Origin of the sequence: Bradyrhizobium paxllaeri (genome assembly GCF_001693515.2) — a bacterium.
Taxonomy (GTDB): domain Bacteria; phylum Pseudomonadota; class Alphaproteobacteria; order Rhizobiales; family Xanthobacteraceae; genus Bradyrhizobium; species Bradyrhizobium paxllaeri.
Map to the genome: position 1 here is coordinate 2,548,692 of NZ_CP042968.1, position 19,277 is coordinate 2,567,968.

Below are 19,277 nucleotides of genomic sequence, written 5' to 3' on the forward strand. Positions count from 1 at the left end.
GTCAGGCGGCGACCTCGATCTTTGCGCTTGCCTTTGGCTGCTCGGGTTCGCGTGGCAGCACGATGCGGACCACGGTGCCGGTGCCGAGCTTGGAGCGCAGCCGCATCGTTCCGCCATGCAGGCTGGTCAGCGAGCGGGCGATGGCGAGCCCAAGACCCGAACCCTGGTAGGTCTTGGTGAGCTGGCTCTCGACCTGCTCGAACGGCTTGCCCAGCCGCTGCAGCGAGGCCGGCGCGATGCCGATGCCGGTATCGGCAATCATCAGCACGATCGAGTTGGGCAGTACGTGGCTGCGCACGGTGACCTTGCCGTCGTCGGGGGTGAACTTGACGGCATTGGAGAGCAGGTTGACGAAGATCTGCTTGACCGCGCGGCGATCGGCCACGACGGAGATGGTGCGTTCGATATCGGCGTCCAGTGTCAGGTTCTTGTCCTCGGCGCGGCCCGAGACCACGCGCAGCGACTCCGCCAGGATCTTCGACAGGTCGAGCGGCTCCATGTCGAGCTTCATGCGGCCGGCCTCGATCTTCGACATGTCGAGGATGTCGTTGATGACTTCGAGCAGGTATTTGCCCGACGTCAGGATGTCGTGGCAGTACTCCTGATACTTGTCGGAGCCGAGCACGCCGAACATGCCGCTGCCCATGATCTCGGAGAAGCCGATGATGGCGTTGAGCGGCGTGCGCAGCTCGTGGCTCATGTTGGCTAGGAATTTCGACTTGGCCTGGTTGGCTTCCTCGGCGCGGTTCTTCTCCCGCGAATATTTTTCGGCGAGGTCGGCCAGCTCCGCCTGCGAGCGCTTCAGATCGATGACGTTGGCGCGGAGGCGAGCGTCGTTCTCGATCAGCTTCTGCTCGTGCTCCTTGATGCGGGTGATGTCGGTGCCGACCGAGACGTAGCCGCCGTCCTTGGTGCGGCGCTCGGAGATGTGCAGCCAGCTTCCATCGTCAAGTTGCGCCTCGAACGTGCGCGCTCCCGGTGCTTGCGCGCCGGTCTCCTGCAGCCTGGTGCGCACTTCCGGCATGCTGCCAACCTCGATCACGGTCTCATACGACGTGCCGGGGGTCACCGCCGTATCGGGCAATTTGTGCAGGCGCTGGAAGTGCGAGTTGCAGAGAACGAGACGGTCCTCGGCGTCCCACAGCACGAAGGCCTCCGGGATGGTCTCGATCGCGTCGCGCAGCCGCAAATCGGCTTCCACGGTCTTCTCGGCGAGGCTCTTCTGCTCGGTGATGTCGACTGCGATGCCGATCAGGTGCAGCCCGCCGTCGGCCTGGGTCTGGCTGAGTTCGCAGCGCACCCGCAGCCAGATCCAGTGGCCGCCGGTATGCTGCATGCGGAAGGTCTGGTCGATATGGTCGAGCTTGCCGGCGATCATCTGGTCGGCAATCTCGAACAGGTCGATGTCGTCGGACTTCACCAGCGCGTTGACTTCGCCGAAGGTGAGAAGGTCGTTGCGGGAATCGAGGCCGAGCATCGTGAACATCGATGCCGACCAGAAGATCCGGCCGCGCGACAGGTCCCAGTCCCACAGGCCGCAGCGGCCGCGGTTGAGCGCGGTATCGATCCGGCCGCGCACCGCGTCGTTGATGAGATCGCCCTCGCGGGCGCGGGTCGACTGCCAGTGGAAGGCGAAGCCGAGGATCAGCACGACGAAGCCGGTGGTGGCCGACAGCGTTACCGATAGCGCGGCATCCGAACCCCACAGCGGCTCGTTCTTTTCCTGGATGACGATGACCTGGCCCGGCAACGACTTGATCAGCTTCGAGATCGCCATGGCGCCGTTGCCGTTCGGCAGCGTCATGTCGTTGATGACGCCCTGCTGGCCGGGCGTGGCGAGCAGTTGCGCGGTGCTGATGACGTCGAGGACGCGGTCGCTGCCGCCGAGGGCGCCCTCGACCGGGACGCGGGCCATGATGCGGTGATCGGCGCCGGTGATGATGACATGGCGGCCAGAGGCAACGCCCCAGGCCGGAATGAGGTCAGGCAGCAGGCTCTGCAGCCGCTCGAGATTGAGGGCGCGGTCCTGCCGGACCGAGGCAACACGATCAAGACGATCGGCCAGGAGATCGGTGAGCGCTGAGAGGTCGCGCTTCATGGCGGCGCGCTTCTGCCGGCTCTGGTCGATCACCTGCACAAAGGCGCCGAGGCAGATGGTGATGAGAAAAGCGATGATGAGCGTCGGCACGGCGCGACGAAGCGCCGGCTCTGCCGTCAGCAGCCGGTGATAGGCAGGTTTCGCGATCGATTGCGCCAATCCTTTAATCGAATCGGATTGAACGTACGCGTTCGCCGCGTGCGCTCGCGCCATGCCGTAGACCCCCGCCGAAAGCCCATTTGCACACTGACCGGAAGCGCCCCGCACACCTTCCGAATCAAAGCGATTTGAATCCACTTTTTTGGGGCTGTCGAGAGTCAACGATTCGTTAATTCGAAATAAATCTTGTCCAACGCAAATTAAGGCATCGCCGAGGCGAGTCCGAAACGGGAACGCGCCGCAAAACTACGCGCGCGGCGGTTCGGCATGGCTGATCACGCGCTTGATCGAAGGGAACGCGAGGCGCAGCGCGCGTTCGATCTCGTCGACTTTCTCATGTACCTTGATGACGCTCAGCGACGGCGCGGCGCGGCAATGGAAGTTAACGATTTCGCCTGCGTCGGTGTCGCGCACGCGCACATTATGAATGTCGTGGATCGCGCCATTGCCGGCAAAGCGCATCAGCGCCGCCCTGATCACTTCGACGCGCTCGGGCGCAGCATCGGTGCCGTGCGGAAGTTCCGGCTCGAGCGGTTCGATGTGGGTGTCGACCTCGACGTCCTCGCCGAAATCTTCGCGGATGCTGTGCTCGAGATCGTGGGCGATCTCGTGCGCGGCCAAAAGTTCCATGTCGCCGTCGACTTCGAGGTCGAGGCTGACGATCAGCTTTTCGCCGAGGTCGTGCACGGTGACGTGGTGGACGGCGAGGCCGGAATTGCGGGCGATCACCATGACGCGCTCGCGTACGCTCTCATTGTCGCGCGCGACCGGTACCGCTGTGAAGGTGAGGTCGGCGTCGCCGAGCGCCTTGCTGACGGCCGCTTGCGCGGATTTCTTGATCGCCTCGACGCGGTCGATCGGATAGGTGCGCGGCACCTTGGCGATGGCGTCGATGAAATGCGTGGGCCCGACCATGCGCACGCGCACGCGCTCGACGCCGACCACGCCCGGTACTGCGCGGATCGCGGCGGTCGCCTTTTCGGACGCGCCCTCCGGCGCGCGGTCGAGCAGGGTTTCGATGGTCGAACGTCCCAGCCGCAGGCCGATGATCGAGATCATCACGGCGACCGCGATCGCGGCGACCGAGTCGCCCCAGGCAAAGCCTATGCCAGTCAGCACGAGGCCGACGATGACGGCGGCGGAGCCGAGCACGTCGGAGGCAAAATGCAGCGCATCGGCCGCCAGCGCTTGGCTCCGCGTCTCCCGCGCCGCGCGATGCAGCGCCCGCGCGCGCCAGAAATTGACGGCGATATCGATCACCAGCACCACGAATGGGATCGCCGAGAGTGTCGGCGGCGGCGCCCCCTCGCTCAGCCGGCTCCAGGACTCGACCAGGATGCCGCCGGCCAGCACATAGAGCAGCGCGATGACAAAGAGTGCCGACAGGCTCTCGAACTTGCCGTGGCCGTAATGATGTTCAGCGTCGGCCGGCTGGTCGGACACCCGCACCACCAGCCAGGTGATGACGGTCGCGATCACGTCGACGGAAGAGTGCAGCGCCTCCGAGATCAGCGCCAGCGAACCGATCGCAATGCCGACCGCAAATTTCGCCGCCGCCATGCCGGCGCTGGCGAAGATCGAGATCGCCGCGACATTGGTCTTGAGGGTAGGGGAACTGGTCATGATCGGCGGTTTAGCAGGGGGGCAGTTAACATGAAAGGCGGGGGTTTGAGGCGCTGTCGCAACTCGTTTGCAGGAGCATTTGTTGCAAGTTGTTCTGAGTTAAGAGAGCAGCCGTCATTGCAAGCGAAGCAATCCATCCCTACACAACGGATCGTCATCCCCCGCGCATGCGGGGGATCCAGTACGCCGTGGCTTATCGGTTCAATCACTGCTGCCTCTTGGATACTGGGTCGCCTGATCCCAGTGCGCAATTGCGCACAAGGCCGGGCGATGACAAGTGAATGTGCGTCGGCGTTCTCGCGGCACGACGCCCGAGTTTCTGCAAATTCATTCGCCCCTGAATAAGAGGGCGCAGGGAATGCCGGGTGCTTGCTGCACCCGCGGTCTCGTGTGCAAATAGCGCAAGGGAATACGCACACGAGCATACAGGTACAGCCGGAGCACTCCGGCATTCCCTGCGCGATGGTTTGACGGCTTATGCCGAGCTCTCCCTGGAGACGAATTCCTCTTGCCTCCATCGCTGCCGGCTTGATGGCCAGGTCGATCCGGTCGGATCAACCTCGCCACCGGCAGCTTGGCACCAGCCACGGGTGTCAGAACCACACGGTTTTGCCGTACGCTTCAGCGCCGTACGTCCTGCGCGGCCAGTGTCCGCTCACGGCCAAAGCCGCCCTGCGAACAAGCTTCGCGCCGACGCTGCTGCGTCCACCGCATCCCGCCCCACGTTCGTGACGATGGCCAACGCCCCTCTTGTCGGGACGGGATGGCGGGATTTGTAAGGGTGATTTGGGTCTGCGGCGAAGCGGAATATTTTTGATGCGACGACTGGACGGGGCAAATCACGTTGAAGTTGCTGGGGAAAATAGATTATTGCAGAAAAATCGATTTTTGCACCGCCGCGCGCATCGGGTTGACGCTATCGCACCTGGCGCACTCAAGCCGTTTCGTCTTCCTCGTACAGGCCGGCGACAAATTCACCGAACGAGGGAGCCAACGGCAACACGTAGCCCCAGCTGTCCGATATCGCCTCAGCAAGAGTCCACTCCCCAATCACCCTGCGGCCAATTGAACTCGGCCGAACCGCGACAATCGCCTCCGGCGCAGGCCAGCAAGAATTGACGATAGTCATCCGGTAGTTGGAACCCGATATGGGGCTGCGACGACATGGAGCCACGGTGATGCAATAGTGTGCCCATCTTCACACGCCGTGCGCGCGAATAAACTCAGACATATCTTGAACTCTGGCAAATGCCAGATTTTGCCCTGGGGGCGGCCGGGCACCCGGATGATCTCAGGCGTTACATGCTTTACTAGATTCTCCTGGAGCACTCATGGCAAAGCATCGGATCTATACAACGAGCTTCGCAAGCGTTTACCCGCTTTACGTCGCGAAAGCAGAGAAAAAAGGACGCACAAAAACAGAGGTCGATCAGATCATCTCTTGGTTGACGGGCTATGGTCAGAAGGAGCTGGAAGCTCAACTGGAAAAACAGACTGACTTTGAATCGTTCTTTGCCGGAGCCCCTGAAATCAATCCTTCGCGAACCTTGATTAAAGGCGTGGTTTGCGGTGTCCGGGTGGAAGATATCAAGGAACCAACCATGCGGGAAATTCGCTACCTGGATAAACTGATCGATGAGCTGGCGCGCGGAAAAGCAATGGACAAAATTCTGCGAAGAAAATGATCCTGAGCTTTGGATGTTCGCTGCCCACATCGGCAGCGTTAGTCCCGATCTACTTTGGTTCTCGACATCACGTAGCCGTCGCGCGTCTGCGGCAACTTCCAGCCGAGAACCTTGCTCGCGACGAGCGTGCGCAGCACCTGTGCCGTGCCGCCGCCGATCGTGAACATGCGAACATCGCGCGCCATGCGCTCAAGCGGGAAGTCACGCGAGTAACCGCGCGCCCCGAACACCTGCAGGGCATCGTTGACGATCTTCATCGCAGCTTCCGACGCGAAGATCTTCGCCTGCGCAGCGAGGGCCGGATCTGGAAATGAGCTGCCGCCGGGACCGCGCGAGGATGCTGCCGCATACAGCATCAGGCGGGATGCGGTGAGCTGTGTCTGCATATCGGCGAGCATCCATTGCAGACCCTGGAACTCGCCGATCGGCCGCCCGAACTGCTCGCGCGTCTTGGCCCACTCAACGGCATGCTCCAGCGCGCCCGCCGCGATCCCCATAGCGACCGTGCCCGCGCCGACGCGCTGGCTGTTGTAGGCATTGATAAGGTCGGCGAAGCCGCGCCTGAAGCCCGAAGGGGGTAGCAGCACCATGTCTGGCGTAATCTCGAGATCTTCGAACACCAGCTCGCCCTCGGGCATGCCGCAGAGTCCCATCGTCGTTTCGCGCTTGCTCATGCGCAGCCCCTCGACCTCCCCGCGCACGGCCAGGAAACCGCCGGTGCCCAGTTCCTCACCGCGCTCATCGAACACGCGTGCGAAAATCAGGTGCAGACGCGACACGCCAGCGCCGGTGATCCAATGCTTCTTGCCATTGAGCACGTAGCGGTTACCGCGCTTGTCAGCCCGCGTCTTCATGCCGCTCGCGTCACTGCCCGCGTCAGGCTCTGTGATGCAGATCGCCGGTTTGTCGCCTGCCAGCACGAGATCGGCAGCGCGCTTGCGCTGTGCATCGGTGCCGTACGCCATAACGGTCGAGATCGCTCCCATGTTGGCCTCGACGACGATACGTGCCGAGACCGTACACGAGCGTGCCATTTCCTCGATGACCAACACCGTATCGAGGAAACTCCGACCCTGGCCGCCGTATTCCTTTGGAATGGTCATTCCCATGAAGCGCTCGGCTTTCAGCGCGTCTACGACATCCCAGGGATACTCACGCGATTGATCAATCTCGACGCCGCGTTTGCGCAGCAAACCGTTTGAAAGAGCGGCGGCTTTTTCCTTCAAGGCCAACTGCTGGGATGAGAGCTCCATGACATCCTTCCATTCTGCGCGGATTGGCGTCTCTTCCGGTCGAGCGATAGCCGCAGGCGTAATTCGCCGCTGCCTCTGAATGGGGAAGGTGTTGCTGATCCGTCCTGCGAATTGTGTTCTCGCCAGGGTGCAATTGCAATACAGAATAGCGCGTAGGGCAGTTAGCCCAACGGGTCCGCGTAAGGCGCGGCCCGCGACGAGCGCAATTGCGTTCGCGCAGTGATGACAGGCTCCGGCGTAACCCGCCGCTGAGCCCGGATGTCGGCCTTTGACCAAAGCCGACACCCAGGCTTGAAATCAGTCAGCCGCGCATGCTCCGACCATGACGCGGCAGTTCACCAATCGAATTACCCTTGCTTCAGTCCTCTTCGTCGGGCTGCGCGCGGCGCCGCTCTACGGCCTCGCTCATATCGTGGAGCACAAAGAGCGCAAGCGCCGCCATGTGCCGGCGTGACGGAAATCAACACACGTGCATGGGACGGATTAGCCCTTCGCCAATCCGTCCCACAGGTTACGGCATCTGCGCACCTTTTCAGATGCGCAGATCAAAGACCTCCTCGCGGCAGGAAGAAGCAAAGCTCGACGCCCGTGTGCCGGTTGATAAACAGCACGGGAAGCCGATCAGGCGTGTCTTCTTCCTTGATGATGTCGGGCGGGATGGTTCTCCACTCGCCGTCTTTCAGGTATTGCCACTGGTCCGAGCGATCTTCGCCGACCCTGAAGCGGGTCTTGAACACATCGCCATTGTCGCAACAGGATTTCCAGGGAACACCGAGACGCTTCCGGGCGGCGGCGTTCATTTCCTGCTTGTTGAACCATTCGTGGTTTGGCATCGACGGATCGTGCGCGTCAGCCTGAAAGGAAAACAAGACAAGAAGACCGAATGCCGTCAGTACGCGACCGAACGCTTTCATGGCAGCCTCCATTGTGGACTGTCACCAAACGCGAATCACACGAGCTCTCCGGCAACCCATCAGGCCACATTCAGAGGAAAATGGAATCGCATTTCCGAGCGACTTTTCTCATTTAAGCACGACTGTTGTTTTCCTGTTGGTGTTCTACCGCACACGCGGCCCCGTATTTTTACCGGCAGCTCCTGAACTTCTCCGCCCTGCCATGATACTGCGCGATGGACCCAGGCGGAAAGGCGTTCGAATGTTCCGCCGCGGCATCAAGTGCGCGTGAAACGTGAGGCAGTTCACATCTGGAAATCGCGCGATGATTTAAGGCCGTCGCATGCCCGGTTTCGGGAGGTGCGCGATGCCGTTGTTCAATGGCCAAATCCAGTGGCGGGGAATAAGCACTACCGTGGTAGTCGAGCTTATCATCCTGCTCGCACTTGCGTTGGCGGCAGTTAGTTACGTGGAATGGTCATCGAAAATTGCCGTTGCCGAGTTCATGAGCGCGACCGAGTCATCGGCATCTGATCCGAACCATTCCAGCGAGTCTCCAGCCCGGATGCAGGCCCGCAAGGGACCAACGGGCTGCCCCCTGGGCAAGAAATCGCCGCCAACTCAACTAGCGCCGTTGCCGTAATCTACAGAGCCGTAAATCTACGGACCAACTCGTCTCGTGCGCTTACGGCTCACGCGACGGAGCAGATTTCATCTGCGCCCGCGAAGCTCGACCGGAGTACGGTAGAGCTCGTTACTTTCATCGTCGGTGACGCGTACGGCGCATCCGGAGGAACACAGCTCGGGGCGAACGATGCGAAGCTCGCTCGCGAGACTATCGGCCTTATCGATCGCGTTTTCCATATTTTCGAGGATCATGCCGCCCTGGCATTTGAACTCCGCGCCGATGACGAGATCAAAATTGAAGTATGGCATTGCAGCCCCCAGCCAAGTTTCAATCGCAGTGAATCTAACCTGAGTCTGGTTGGTTCCTTCATTACAACTCTGATCTTGAGATCTGATTGTAGTCGCCTGTTGCGTTTCGGTACCGCGACCGCGCCACCGTGTGCACAGAATGCGATAAGACACTTACGGATCGTTCGGTTGCGGTTCGCAGGATGGGTAGAGCCAACGGGTCGCGCGAACGCGCGCCCGATGACATACTCCGCGAAACCCATCGCCGGTGTGAACGGACGCATTGATGGGTATCGCTTCGCTCCACCCATCCTACGAAAAACGCGCTGCGATCTCGTGGTACCACCCACGATTCAGAGGCGTGACCGACATGATCAACCCCAAACGTCAGCGCTTTAGAATCACTATGGAACCCTGGGGCGGGCGCCTGGAGTTGTGACGGAGATCATATTGCTCCCTCGACTTCCGGGGCATTGTGCCGCCGCTATTGATATCCCTTGAGGTCCGGATGCACTGCACGAATTGCGCAGCCCAAGTCCCGGAGCAAAGAAAATTCTGTAGCCAGTGCGGAGCAGCGGTCGTGCGACGCTGTCCGGCCTGCGGCGTGGCGAATCCGGCACTGAACAAGTTTTGCGGCGACTGCGGGACCAGATTGCACGTGGAGTCGCACGCGGTGACAACGACGGCGCGGGACTCGCGGCCGATCGAGCGCCGGCAGCTCACCGTCCTGTTTTGCGACCTTGTCGGATCGACTGAACTCTCCGCGGGGCTCGATCCCGAAGACTTCAGCGCAATCATTGCCGGCTACCGGCGCTGCATTGTTGAAACAATTGCCCGCTTCGACGGCTTTGTCGCGCGACATCATGGGGACGGCGCCGTCGTATGTTTTGGCTATCCTCACGCGCACGAGGACGACGCGGAGCGCGCGGTTCAGGCCAGCCTCGCATTGGTGCAGGCGATCGCCGCCTTGCCGGCTAAAGAGAAGTTGAGCGCGCGCGTTGGCGTTGCAACGGGCGTTGCGATTGTGGGCGACATGTCTGATAGCGCGATCTCCGAGGAGCATGGCATCCTCGGTGACGCCCCGAATCTTGCCGCCCGATTGCAGTCGCTCGCAGAGCCCGGCAGCGTTGTCATATCGGGCCGCACAAAGACGATCGCGGGACCGCAGTTCGCGTATCTTGATCTCGGCAAGGTCGAGATCAAGGGGTTAGCAAAACCAGTTGCGGCCTGGCAGGTCGCCGGCAGGACAATGGTGAGCAGCCGGTCGCACGCTCTCCAAAGCTGCGATGTGCTGCCGTTGATCGGTCGTGATGAAGAAATGGAGCTAATTCTGAGCCGATGGAAGCGGGCCAGGAGCGGCGAAGGTCAGGTGGTGCTGCTCTCCGGCGAAGCGGGCATCGGCAAATCACGGCTCACCGTCGCGCTTCTGGAACAGCTTGCGCGCGAACCGCAGATTCGTCTGCAGTACTTCTGCTCGCCGCAGCATACCGACAGCACGCTCTATCCGGTGATCGGCGAGATGTGGCGCGCCGCCGGCTTCGCTCACGATGACAGCCAGCAAGCGAAAGCGGACAAGCTCGACGCGCTGCTGGTGCAAAGCGCGACGTCTTCGGAGGATGCGGCGCTGTTTGCCGAAATGCTGTCGCTACCCGGCGATGGACGCTACCCTCCAGTTGAAGTTGAGCCGCAGCTCCGCCGTCAGAAAACGCTGAAAGCTCTTGTTTCGCACATCGAGGCGCTGGCGCGGATCCATCCCGTGCTGATGATTTTCGAAGATGCGCACTGGACCGATCCAACCAGCCTCGAATTCTTCACCCGGGCCGTGGACCTGGCCGTGAGCCACCGGCTCTTGATGCTTGTGACTTTCAGGCCGGAATTCGGCCCGCCCTGGATCGGACGGCCGCACGTGACTGAGCTGACTCTCAACCGGCTGGCGCCGCGCGACATCGATTCCCTCATCGAGGGGGTCGTCGGCGACCGGTCGCTGCCAGCGGGCATCCGCCAGGACATCATCGAGCGCACCGACGGCATTCCGCTGTTCGCCGAGGAAATGACCAAGGCGGTGCTGGATGCTGAGGGCGAGAGTGAGGTGCAGCGGACCGTCGCAGGGGCGCCTACGCCTGTCGTTGCGGTTCCGGCAAGCCTGCAGGCTTCGCTGATGTCGCGGCTCGACCGGCTCGGCCCGGCGAAAGACACCGCGCAGGTCGGCGCTGCGATCGGCCGGGAATTTCCTCATATGCTGCTTGCCGCGGTCGCGCGAAAGCCGGAAGCGGAACTGGATGCCGACCTCAACCGGCTCATTGCGGCGGGTTTGTTGTTTCGACAGGGCACGCCGCCGCACGCGAGCTATCTGTTCAAGCACGCGCTGGTACAGGACGCGGCCTACGGTACGCTGCTGCGCGAGCCGAGGCGCGCGCTGCATGCGCGCATCGCCGAAATCCTTGAATGCCAGTTCCCGGAAATGGCCGATGGTCAGCCCGAACTGCTCGCGCGTCACTACACAAAGGCCGACCTGATCGAGAAGTCAGCGCGCCTGTGGGGCAAGGCGGGACTAAGGTCACAGGAGCGCTCGGCGCTGATCGAAGCAGCCGAACAGCTCGATCAGGCCCTGGCGCAAATCGCAACCTTGCCCAGCACGCCCGACCTGCGGCGCGAGCAGATCGTCCTGCAAGTCGCGCTCTCGAACACGCTGATGCATGTCAAGGGATATGGCGCTCCCGAAACCAAGACTGCGGTGGCGCAGGCGAGGGCGTTTATCGAGCGGGCGGCACAGCTCGGAGAGTCTCCCGATGATCCTTCGCTGCTGCTCTCAACCCTCTTTGGCCAGTGGATCGTCAATTTCATAAACTTCAATGGTGACGTTGCGCGCGAGCTTGCAAGCCGCTTTCTGGCGCTCGGCGAGAACGAGGGGGCGGCGGTGCCGCGCATGATCGGACACCGCACCATGGCGAGTACGCTCGCGCTGCGGGGGGATCTCGTTGAGGCCAGGGCGCACTACAACGAAGCGCTCGCACTCTATCGTCCCGCCGAGCACCGCCGATTGATGACGCGATTTGGCCAGGACCTCCGGGTAACGTGCCTGGCGTTCCGTTCGATGGCCTCATGGCTGCTCGGTTATCCCGAGGCTGCGCTGAACGATGCAGACTGCGCGCTGACGGAAGCGCGCCAGATTGAGCATGCCGCCACGTTGATGTTTACGCTGAATTTCCCGATCCTCGTTAATACCTATTGCGGGAACTACCACGCGGCGAATACGCATCTGAAAGAGCTTGTCGCGCTGGCCGAGGAGAAAAGCGCCCCGTTCCGGAAAGCGGAAGGCGTGTTGCGGCGGGGCTATATCCTGACGCTTACGGGAGCGGTGAAAGCGGTCGAGACCGTCACGGCGGGTATCGATCTATGGCGGTCGGCCGGATCGACGATCTTTACACCGGAGCAGGAGTTCATGCTGGCAATTGCGCATGCGGATTCGGGTCAGTTCGATGATGCCTGGCGCTGCATCGGCAAGGCCATGACGGCGATGCGGGAAACCAGGGAAAGATGGTGCGAGGCGGAGGCTCATCGCGTTGCCGGTGAAATCGCGCTGAGGTGGCCGCAGCGGGACGAGGCGAAGGCGCAGGCGTATTTCGAGCATGCCTTGACCACTGCGCGCGCGCAGCATGCAAAGTCGTGGGAATTGCGCGCGGCTACCAGTTCGGCGCGGCTCTTGAACTGTCAGGGCAAACGGAAAATGGCGCGTGACCTTCTCGCGCCCGTCTACGACTGGTTCACCGAAGGCTTTGACACGAGCGATCTGCGAAAGGCCAGGGCCCTGCTCGCCGAGATCAGTTGAAGGTGCCTTCGATCATCAGCGAGCCGGTCGCCGGCGCGGATGATTTAGGTTTCATTCATAGTAATTATTAGAGTTCAATTCAAATTTTCCGTTCATGATCGCCGCGTTTCTCGCGGCATTTCATTTTTGATCGGCAGCTCCAACACGGCTCGCGTTGCTACGGAAGCATTGTCATGGCGATCGCTGGTGCAGCGTTTCGTGCTCAGGATTTTTGCGGGCTTGTAACCGGGCGGCTGCATGCCGCCAGCTTGAAATCGCACGCCCCAAAATTGTTGGCCGCCTGCGCGGTCCTGTTCTCGATCTCGGTTGCCGGTTGCGCACGTAATCCCGCGCAGCGTGAATTCAATTCAGCCCCGCGCGAAGCCAAAGCGCCTCCCACCCGTGCGGTTGTACGCGCCCGCCGATCCCCCGAACCGCGCCGATATTCGGAGCCAAGAATTCGGCGGCCGGACCCGGCGCTGCTTTCCCCGCAACCTGCGCCCGATTGCGAGTTCAAGAGATCCGACCTGAAGACCGTGGATCCGGATCAGTGGGCCCGCTTGAAGGTCGAGTACGAGCGGCAGTGCTATCAGGATGCAGAGAAGGCTGCGCGCGACCGCCTGATCTTGCTGCAGGCGTCCGCTACGTGCGAAATCGAGCCGGCTCGACAGCGAACGCCAGTCCGGTAGCAGATTCGAGACAGCCAGCGGCTCGCTTGTTTCTGCGTTCGCATCATCCGTGCACAAGCGCAGCGCGCACCTCTAAATTGTGTTCAGCATCCACCGTCGGCGCGGTAAGCCCTGTGTCCTCCAGATGACAATGGCAGGGCATCCGCCCTTAATTTCGTCGTTCTTTTGCCATGCCGCCGTTTCACGTTTTCGCTGGTGGGATTCGATTTTTACTGTGCTTTGGCTGGGGAGGAGTTGAGGAGTATTAATTTTTTAGAGAGTAACGATGAAAACTCTTTACGATATTGTTGGCGCACTTCCGGATGACGACGCGGAAGATTTGCGAGTTGCATTTCGCAAGGCCGTTAAGGCGAACCATCCTGACCTCAATCCCGGTAGTCCGGAAGCTGCACACACGTTCAGGCGGATCGTTCGCGCCAATGCCATTCTGAGCGATCAACGGCAACGAGAGGCCTATGATCGGCTGCTCGAGGCCGCGCGCCGGCAGCAGCAGAAGCCAAACCGCAGTGCGTTCTCCGCCGCCATCCGCCGGCTCGGCGTTGACGCGATGGCGAGTGCGGTTGCGGCGGCGGTGTTTATCGGAGGCTACCTGCTGCTCAACCCAGTGGGCAGGCTGCCGCTCGCTTCCGCAGAGGTGACTGAGATATCCAGGCGCGAACCAGTGCAGACGGTTGCCGGCAGATCGACCGAACTGTCTTCACAGGAGCGAACCCTGAAACCGCAGGACCTCAAAGAGACGACCAGGTTGGCCAGCGTTTCACCTTCGGTGACGACAGGCATTGCTCCTGCTGCAAGAGATGTTGTCCCGACCACCGAGCCGAGGCGCAAAGACGTCAAATATTATCGAGAACGGGGCAGCTCGGCATATCGCAGCGGGGATCTGTACATCGCCCTCGCCAATTTCGATCTGGCGATCCAGCAGGATCCTGCTTGTTCGGACTGCTATGTTGATCGCGGGATTGTCCTGCACCGTATGGGCGATCAAAAGGGTGCATTCTCCGACGTGGCCGAAGCCAAGCGCATTGATGCCTTGAGCAGAAGCAAGCCTGTTTCCGACGCAAGCGCGCGCTAACGGGTCAGCACAGTGCGCGGCCCGATGACCGGCGCTCTCGTAGCCTGCCAGCGCGCGTCAAACAGGAAGGCGGACGGCGTTTCCGCCTTCCATCGCTGGTCCACGCCTGCGCGCCGCCCGGCGCATTGCTGTGCCGCGTCCCTGGCATCTGGACATGGGCGGGCCGCATTGTCCAAGATCGCCGGCTAAACAGCGGAGGCGCCGATGCCGATTATCGATTCCCAGGTTCATGCCTATGAGGCGAACACTTCGAAGCGGCCCTGGCACACCGTGCCGAACTGGCCCGAGCACGTCACGGGGGACGAGATGGTGGCGGCGATGGACAAGGTGGGCGTCGACGGCGCGATCTTCATCTCGGCGTTTTCGCTGTACCGCTACGACGCGAGCTATGCCGTGGAAGTGCAGCGGGCCCATCCCGGCCGTCTCGCGATCGTCAAGCCGGTCGATCCTGATGATGCCGGCGTGGCCGACGTCGTCGCCGAATGGAAGAAGACGCCGGGCGCGGTCGGAATCCGCATCATGCTGCGGAAGGAGGCGGCGCGCGCGCCTGACGACCCAGGCCTCGACCGTATCGCGCGCGCAGCGGTTCGTTACGATTTTCCGGTCAACGTCCTGTGCTGGGACAATCTGGACGCGGGCAGGGCGCTGATCGATCGCCATCCCGACACGCGCTTCATCATCGACCATCTCGGCATTTTGCAGCCGCGCGTGCCGCCGGCGCCGCCTGAACCCTGGGCCGATCTTCCGAAGGTGCTGGAGCTCGCCAGGCGGCCGAACGCCGTGATCAAGGTCAGCGGCGCCTGCACGCTGTCGCGCGAGCCGTATCCTTATCCCGATATCTGGGACCCGCTTGCGCGCGTGTTTGATGCCTGGGGATTCGATCGCTGCCTGTGGGGCACGGACTGGACGCGCGCGTTCGCCGTGGTCAATTACGAGCAGGCCGTCGAGCCTTTCCTCAAGACCAGTCGGTTGAATGACTCCGAGCGGGCCATGCTGATGGGCGGAGCCTGCGCCAAGACTTATGGCTGGTCGCCGACGAAAGGTTAGTGTGAGGACAATGCCGGCTGACCGGCAATCTCGTCGGCTCGCCAGCAGCGGACCGCGTGTCCGTCAGGGCGCGTTTCAAGCGGCGGCACAGGCTCACGATGGCACACGGCTTCGGCGTAACGACAGCGCGGACTGAACGCGCATCCCTCCGGCGGATTTAGCGGATTGGGAAGCTCGCCCTTTGTCGTCGCGAGCGGTTCGCGGCGCAGCGGATCGGGAATGGCGGCGATAAGGGTCCGCGTATACGGGTGCGCCGGCCGTTCGAAGATTTCGCGCCAGTCGCCGGTCTCGACAATGCGGCCGAGATACATGACGGCGACCCTGTCGCTCATGTGCTCGACTACGCCTAAGTCGTGGCTGATCATGATGTAGGAGAGGCCGAGCGTTTCCTTCAATTCCAGCAGCAGGTTAATGATCTGGGCGCGGATGGAGACATCCAGCGCCGATACGGGTTCGTCACAGATGACGATTTTGGGATTGAGGATCAGCGCGCGGGCGATGCCGATGCGCTGGCGCTGGCCGCCCGAGAATTCATGCGGGTAGCGGCCGGCCTGTTCGGGCCGGAGGCCCACATGCCTGAGCATCGTCGCAACGCGTTCCTCGATCTCGCTTTGGGCCGTCACACCATGCAGGCGCAGGGGGGCTTCCAGTGTGCGACGGACGGTCTGGCGCGGATTGAGCGAGGCGTAGGGATCCTGAAACACGATTTGCACGATACGGGCCAACGCCTTGCGATCGAGCGATTGCCCGCCCGTCACGACCTGCCCGTCGAGCACGATGCGGCCTCGCGTCGGCATCTGCAGGCCGAGTATCGAAAGCGCGACAGTCGACTTGCCGCAACCGGATTCGCCGACGAGACCGAGGCATTCACCGCGCTTCAGTTCGAGATCGATGCCATCGACCGCACGCAACAGCCGCCGGCCGCCGCCCAGCAAGCCGCCGCCAACCGGAAAATGGACCGCGAGATCCTCGACGCTGAGGATGACATCGTCACGAGGTCTCCGAGCAGGCTCATGCATGGTGATGGCACCTGACTAGCCCGCCTGCACCGAGCGGCGTCGTTTCCGGCACGGTGGCCCGGCAAATGTCGGTCGCCCGCGCGCAACGCGGATTGAATCGGCAACCATCAGGGAAATCCGAGATCGCCGGCACGACGCCCGCGATTTCCCTGAGCCGCGTTCGGCCGAGTGCTGCGCGACTGCCCAGCCGGGGCAGCGAGTCGACAAGGCCTTGCGTATAGGGATGCGCGCATGCGCGGAAGATATCGGCCGAGCCGCGCTCCTCGACAATGCGGCCGGCATACATGACGGCGACGCGGCGGCAGACGTTGGCGACCAGGCCCAGATCGTGGCTGATCATCAAGATAGCCGTACCTCTTTCGGCGCATAAATTCCGCATCAGCTCGATGATCTCTGCCTGCACGGTCACGTCGAGCGCGGTTGTCGGCTCGTCGGCGATCAGAAGATCCGGCCCGCATGCGAGCGCGATGGCGATCATCACGCGTTGACGCATGCCGCCCGAAAGCTGGTGCGGGTAATCGTTCACCCGTCGCTCGGGTGCGGGGACGCGGACGCTCGCGAGCGCCTCGACGGCCAGCCGGTTTGCTTCCCGCCAGTTCTTGCCCTTGTGCAGCACGAACATCTCGGCGATCTGCCGGCCGACGGGCGAGACCGGATTAAGCGCCGTCATCGGCTCCTGGAAGATCATGGCGATGCGATTGCCGCGCAGCGCGCGTTGCTCGGCCGCCGGCAGCCCCTGGATCTCCCGGCCCTCAAATCGTATGGCGCCGGCGCCGATCGAAAGCGGCCGGCGCAACAGGCCGATCAGCGCGAGCGCCGTAATGCTCTTGCCGCTGCCGGATTCACCGACAAGGCCGAGTGTCTCGCCACGATCGATGCGGAACGAAACATCCTCGACCGCCGCAACGCGGCTCGGTCCGACAGTGAGATCGATGCGCAGATCTTCGACTTCGATCAGGGGAGGGCCCGTCATGTGCGCCGGCTCCGGGACTGTGGATCGAGAATGTCGCGCAAGCCATCGCCGAGCAGATTGAGGCCGAGCACCGTCAGGAATATGGCGAGGCCCGGGAAAATCGAGAGCCACGGCGCCGTTGTGATCTGGTCGCGGGCCTCCGACAGCATGCTGCCCCAGCTTGGATAGGGCGGGCGGATTCCGAGGCCAAGGAACGACAACGCGGCTTCGGCCAATACCGCCCCACCCATGCCCAGCGTGCCGATCACAATGATGGGCCCAAGCATGTTCGGCAGCAGCTGCGTGATCATGATGCGCAAATCGCCGTAGCCGAGCACGCGTGCCGCCTGCACATAGCCCTGGCTCTTGAGCGAGAGCGTCGAGGCCCGTGCGATCCGGCAAGTAAAGGACCAGTTGGTCAGCCCGAGCGCGATCAGCAGGCTGGTCAGGCCGGGTCCAAGCACCGCCATGATGGCAAGCGCGAAGATCAGCGAGGGGATCGCCAGCATGAGGTTGGTCAGCCCATTGACGAAGTCGTCCCACCAGCCGCCCCAATAGCCCGCGGTCAGGCCCAGCGTCACGCCGATGACGCTGTTGACCAACTGCGAGACGATGCCGACCGTTAGCGAGATGCGCGCGCCGTGCACGACGCGGGAGTAAATGTCGCGGCCCTGCGCGTCGGTGCCGAACCACCAGGTCCAGCTCGGCGGCTCTTCCGCATTCATGAGATTGGCATCCATGACAGGATCCGTATGCGCCAGCCAGGGCGCGAACAGGCCGACGAAGATCGCAAGGGCGAACAACGCTCCGCCGATGATGAGACTGGCGCCGAGCTTCATCGCGGCCGCCCCGCCGCGGGCAGGGCAATCGCATATGAGATGGAAGGTGCAATGGCATAGGCACTACGCTCCCTCTCCCGCTTGCGGGGGAGGGCTGGGGTGGGGGTCTCTCCACGAGTCATATTGCGGAAATAGCCCCCACCCGGATCGCATCTGCGATGCGATCCGGCCTCCCCCGCAAGCGGGAGAGGCGAAGCGAGCCCGTGGACAGACCGCCCGAACAACATATGCGATTGCCCTGCCGGCCGACCACCGCTCATGCGTATCTGATCCTGGGATCGATCACGCCATACAGCACGTCAATCAACATATTGGTCGCGAGAAAGAACAGTACCACGACGAAAATGGAGCCCTGGACGGCAGGAATATCGCGCTGCAGCACACTGTCGACGAGCAGCGAACAGATGCCCGGCCAGGAGAACAATTTCTCGACCACGACCGCCTGACCCATCAACGCGCCGAATTGCAGGCCAATCGTCGTGAGAATGATGACGAGGGCGTTGCGCATCACATGCCACTTCACGACCCGGGTCTCGCTCATGCCCTTCGAGCGCGCCGTCCGAACGAAATCCGCGGTCATGATCTCGAGAACCGCGGCGCGCGTCGTTCGTGCCAGCAGCGCCATCGGCGAGACACCGAGTGTCACGGCAGGCAGGATCAAATATCTGAGCCCGCCATCGCCATAGCCAAAACTCGGCAGCCAGCCGAGTTTCAACGCAAACAGGTACATCAGCAGCAGCCCCAGCCAGAACTTGGCCATCGAAAGGCCAGACACCGCCAGGACCATCGAGATCGTGTCGACGATGCTGCCAGGTTTCAGCGCCGCGATGAAGCCGAGCGGTACACCGATCACAATCGCAAACGTCATGGCGGCGAATATCAATTGCAGCGTCGGCCCCATCCGTTTGGCGAGCATGGTCGTGACCGGCTCGCGCGTCCTGAATGACGTCCCCAGATCGCCGGTCGCGAGCTTGGCAATGTAGGCGCCGAAGCGGACGTAGACGGGATCGTCGAGCCCGAGCTGCTTTTTCATGCGCTCCACGACCTGCGGATCTGCCGGGCCCCGGCCGTCATCGCTCATGCTCGATACGATGCTGCCCGGAACGACGCTGAACAGCACAAAGATCACCAGCACGACGGCCAGTACGGTCGGAATGGTTTGCAGGGTTCGACGGATCAGGAAGACGAGCATGGGAACTGTTCCTCCCTCCCGCCATCGTTTCTT

The 19,277-nt window shown here is 62.2% G+C and carries 16 protein-coding genes and 1 pseudogene; 8 read left to right on the plus strand and 9 right to left on the minus strand.

Annotated elements, in window-relative coordinates:
- Window position 1 precedes the first annotated feature (1 nt).
- Entirely contained in the window at window positions 2-2,311 is a 2,310-nt protein-coding gene (locus tag LMTR21_RS11905) for a PAS domain-containing sensor histidine kinase (protein ID WP_065756908.1), read from the minus strand.
- 192 nt (window positions 2,312-2,503) lie between these two features.
- Entirely contained in the window at window positions 2,504-3,880 is a 1,377-nt protein-coding gene (locus tag LMTR21_RS11910; RefSeq protein WP_065756909.1) for a cation-efflux pump, read from the minus strand.
- A gap of 1,331 nt (window positions 3,881-5,211) precedes the next feature.
- On the opposite strand from LMTR21_RS11910, the gene LMTR21_RS11920 reads away from it, so the two are divergent.
- The gene (locus LMTR21_RS11920) at window positions 5,212-5,565 is read left to right on the plus strand and encodes a DUF2200 domain-containing protein (RefSeq protein WP_065756910.1); all 354 of its coding nucleotides are present in this window, start codon (window positions 5,212-5,214) and stop codon (window positions 5,563-5,565) included.
- Window positions 5,566-5,603: 38 nt separating this feature from the next.
- Here LMTR21_RS11920 and acdA read toward each other — a convergent pair whose 3' ends face one another.
- The gene (gene acdA, locus LMTR21_RS11925) at window positions 5,604-6,818 is read right to left on the minus strand and encodes a 3-sulfinopropanoyl-CoA desulfinase (RefSeq protein WP_065756911.1); all 1,215 of its coding nucleotides are present in this window, start codon (window positions 6,816-6,818) and stop codon (window positions 5,604-5,606) included.
- Window positions 6,819-7,140: 322 nt separating this feature from the next.
- On the opposite strand from acdA, the gene LMTR21_RS41450 reads away from it, so the two are divergent.
- Window positions 7,141-7,272: a hypothetical protein gene (locus tag LMTR21_RS41450; RefSeq protein ID WP_283813551.1), complete on the plus strand. Its 132-nt coding sequence runs from the start codon at window positions 7,141-7,143 to the stop codon at window positions 7,270-7,272.
- Between the two features lie 91 nt (window positions 7,273-7,363).
- Here LMTR21_RS41450 and LMTR21_RS11930 read toward each other — a convergent pair whose 3' ends face one another.
- On the minus strand, window positions 7,364-7,732 hold the full coding sequence (locus tag LMTR21_RS11930) for a hypothetical protein (RefSeq protein WP_141688685.1): 369 nt from the start codon (window positions 7,730-7,732) through the stop codon (window positions 7,364-7,366).
- Window positions 7,733-8,078: 346 nt separating this feature from the next.
- On the opposite strand from LMTR21_RS11930, the gene LMTR21_RS11935 reads away from it, so the two are divergent.
- Window positions 8,079-8,354 (plus strand): hypothetical protein, encoded by a 276-nt coding sequence (locus LMTR21_RS11935; RefSeq protein WP_141688686.1) that lies wholly within the window; start codon window positions 8,079-8,081, stop codon window positions 8,352-8,354.
- 68 nt (window positions 8,355-8,422) lie between these two features.
- Here LMTR21_RS11935 and LMTR21_RS40795 read toward each other — a convergent pair whose 3' ends face one another.
- Window positions 8,423-8,800 (minus strand): hypothetical protein, encoded by a 378-nt coding sequence (locus LMTR21_RS40795; protein WP_246175440.1) that lies wholly within the window; start codon window positions 8,798-8,800, stop codon window positions 8,423-8,425.
- A gap of 334 nt (window positions 8,801-9,134) precedes the next feature.
- Between LMTR21_RS40795 and LMTR21_RS41795 the strand changes: the two are divergent.
- From LMTR21_RS41795 to LMTR21_RS11960, 5 genes and pseudogenes are all read left to right on the plus strand, one after another.
- Window positions 9,135-9,212: pseudogene (locus tag LMTR21_RS41795) on the plus strand (zinc-ribbon domain-containing protein); the annotation flags it as partial.
- A gap of 87 nt (window positions 9,213-9,299) precedes the next feature.
- Window positions 9,300-12,455, plus strand: coding sequence for an AAA family ATPase (locus tag LMTR21_RS11945; protein WP_246175441.1), 3,156 nt, complete (start codon window positions 9,300-9,302; stop codon window positions 12,453-12,455).
- A 173-nt stretch (window positions 12,456-12,628) separates the two neighbouring features.
- Window positions 12,629-13,123 (plus strand): hypothetical protein, encoded by a 495-nt coding sequence (locus tag LMTR21_RS11950; RefSeq protein ID WP_141688687.1) that lies wholly within the window; start codon window positions 12,629-12,631, stop codon window positions 13,121-13,123.
- Window positions 13,124-13,388: 265 nt separating this feature from the next.
- Window positions 13,389-14,195 (plus strand): J domain-containing protein, encoded by an 807-nt coding sequence (locus LMTR21_RS11955; protein WP_065756917.1) that lies wholly within the window; start codon window positions 13,389-13,391, stop codon window positions 14,193-14,195.
- A gap of 204 nt (window positions 14,196-14,399) precedes the next feature.
- On the plus strand, window positions 14,400-15,242 hold the full coding sequence (locus LMTR21_RS11960; protein ID WP_065756918.1) for an amidohydrolase family protein: 843 nt from the start codon (window positions 14,400-14,402) through the stop codon (window positions 15,240-15,242).
- On the opposite strand, the gene LMTR21_RS11965 is transcribed toward LMTR21_RS11960, so the two are convergent.
- The 4 genes from LMTR21_RS11965 to LMTR21_RS11985 all read right to left on the minus strand — a co-directional run bounded on the left by LMTR21_RS11965 (window position 15,239) and on the right by LMTR21_RS11985 (window position 19,244).
- Window positions 15,239-16,261, minus strand: coding sequence for an ABC transporter ATP-binding protein (locus tag LMTR21_RS11965; RefSeq protein WP_065756919.1), 1,023 nt, complete (start codon window positions 16,259-16,261; stop codon window positions 15,239-15,241). The genes LMTR21_RS11960 and LMTR21_RS11965 overlap by 4 nt on opposite strands.
- Window positions 16,254-17,234, minus strand: coding sequence for an ABC transporter ATP-binding protein (locus LMTR21_RS11970; protein ID WP_065756920.1), 981 nt, complete (start codon window positions 17,232-17,234; stop codon window positions 16,254-16,256). Before LMTR21_RS11970 ends, LMTR21_RS11965 begins: the two co-directional genes overlap by 8 nt.
- On the minus strand, window positions 17,231-18,052 hold the full coding sequence (locus tag LMTR21_RS11975; RefSeq protein ID WP_065756921.1) for an ABC transporter permease: 822 nt from the start codon (window positions 18,050-18,052) through the stop codon (window positions 17,231-17,233). The genes LMTR21_RS11970 and LMTR21_RS11975 overlap by 4 nt, the downstream gene beginning before the upstream one ends.
- Before the next feature lie 256 nt (window positions 18,053-18,308).
- Window positions 18,309-19,244: an ABC transporter permease gene (locus tag LMTR21_RS11985; RefSeq protein ID WP_065756922.1), complete on the minus strand. Its 936-nt coding sequence runs from the start codon at window positions 19,242-19,244 to the stop codon at window positions 18,309-18,311.
- Window positions 19,245-19,277: the final 33 nt, after the last annotated feature.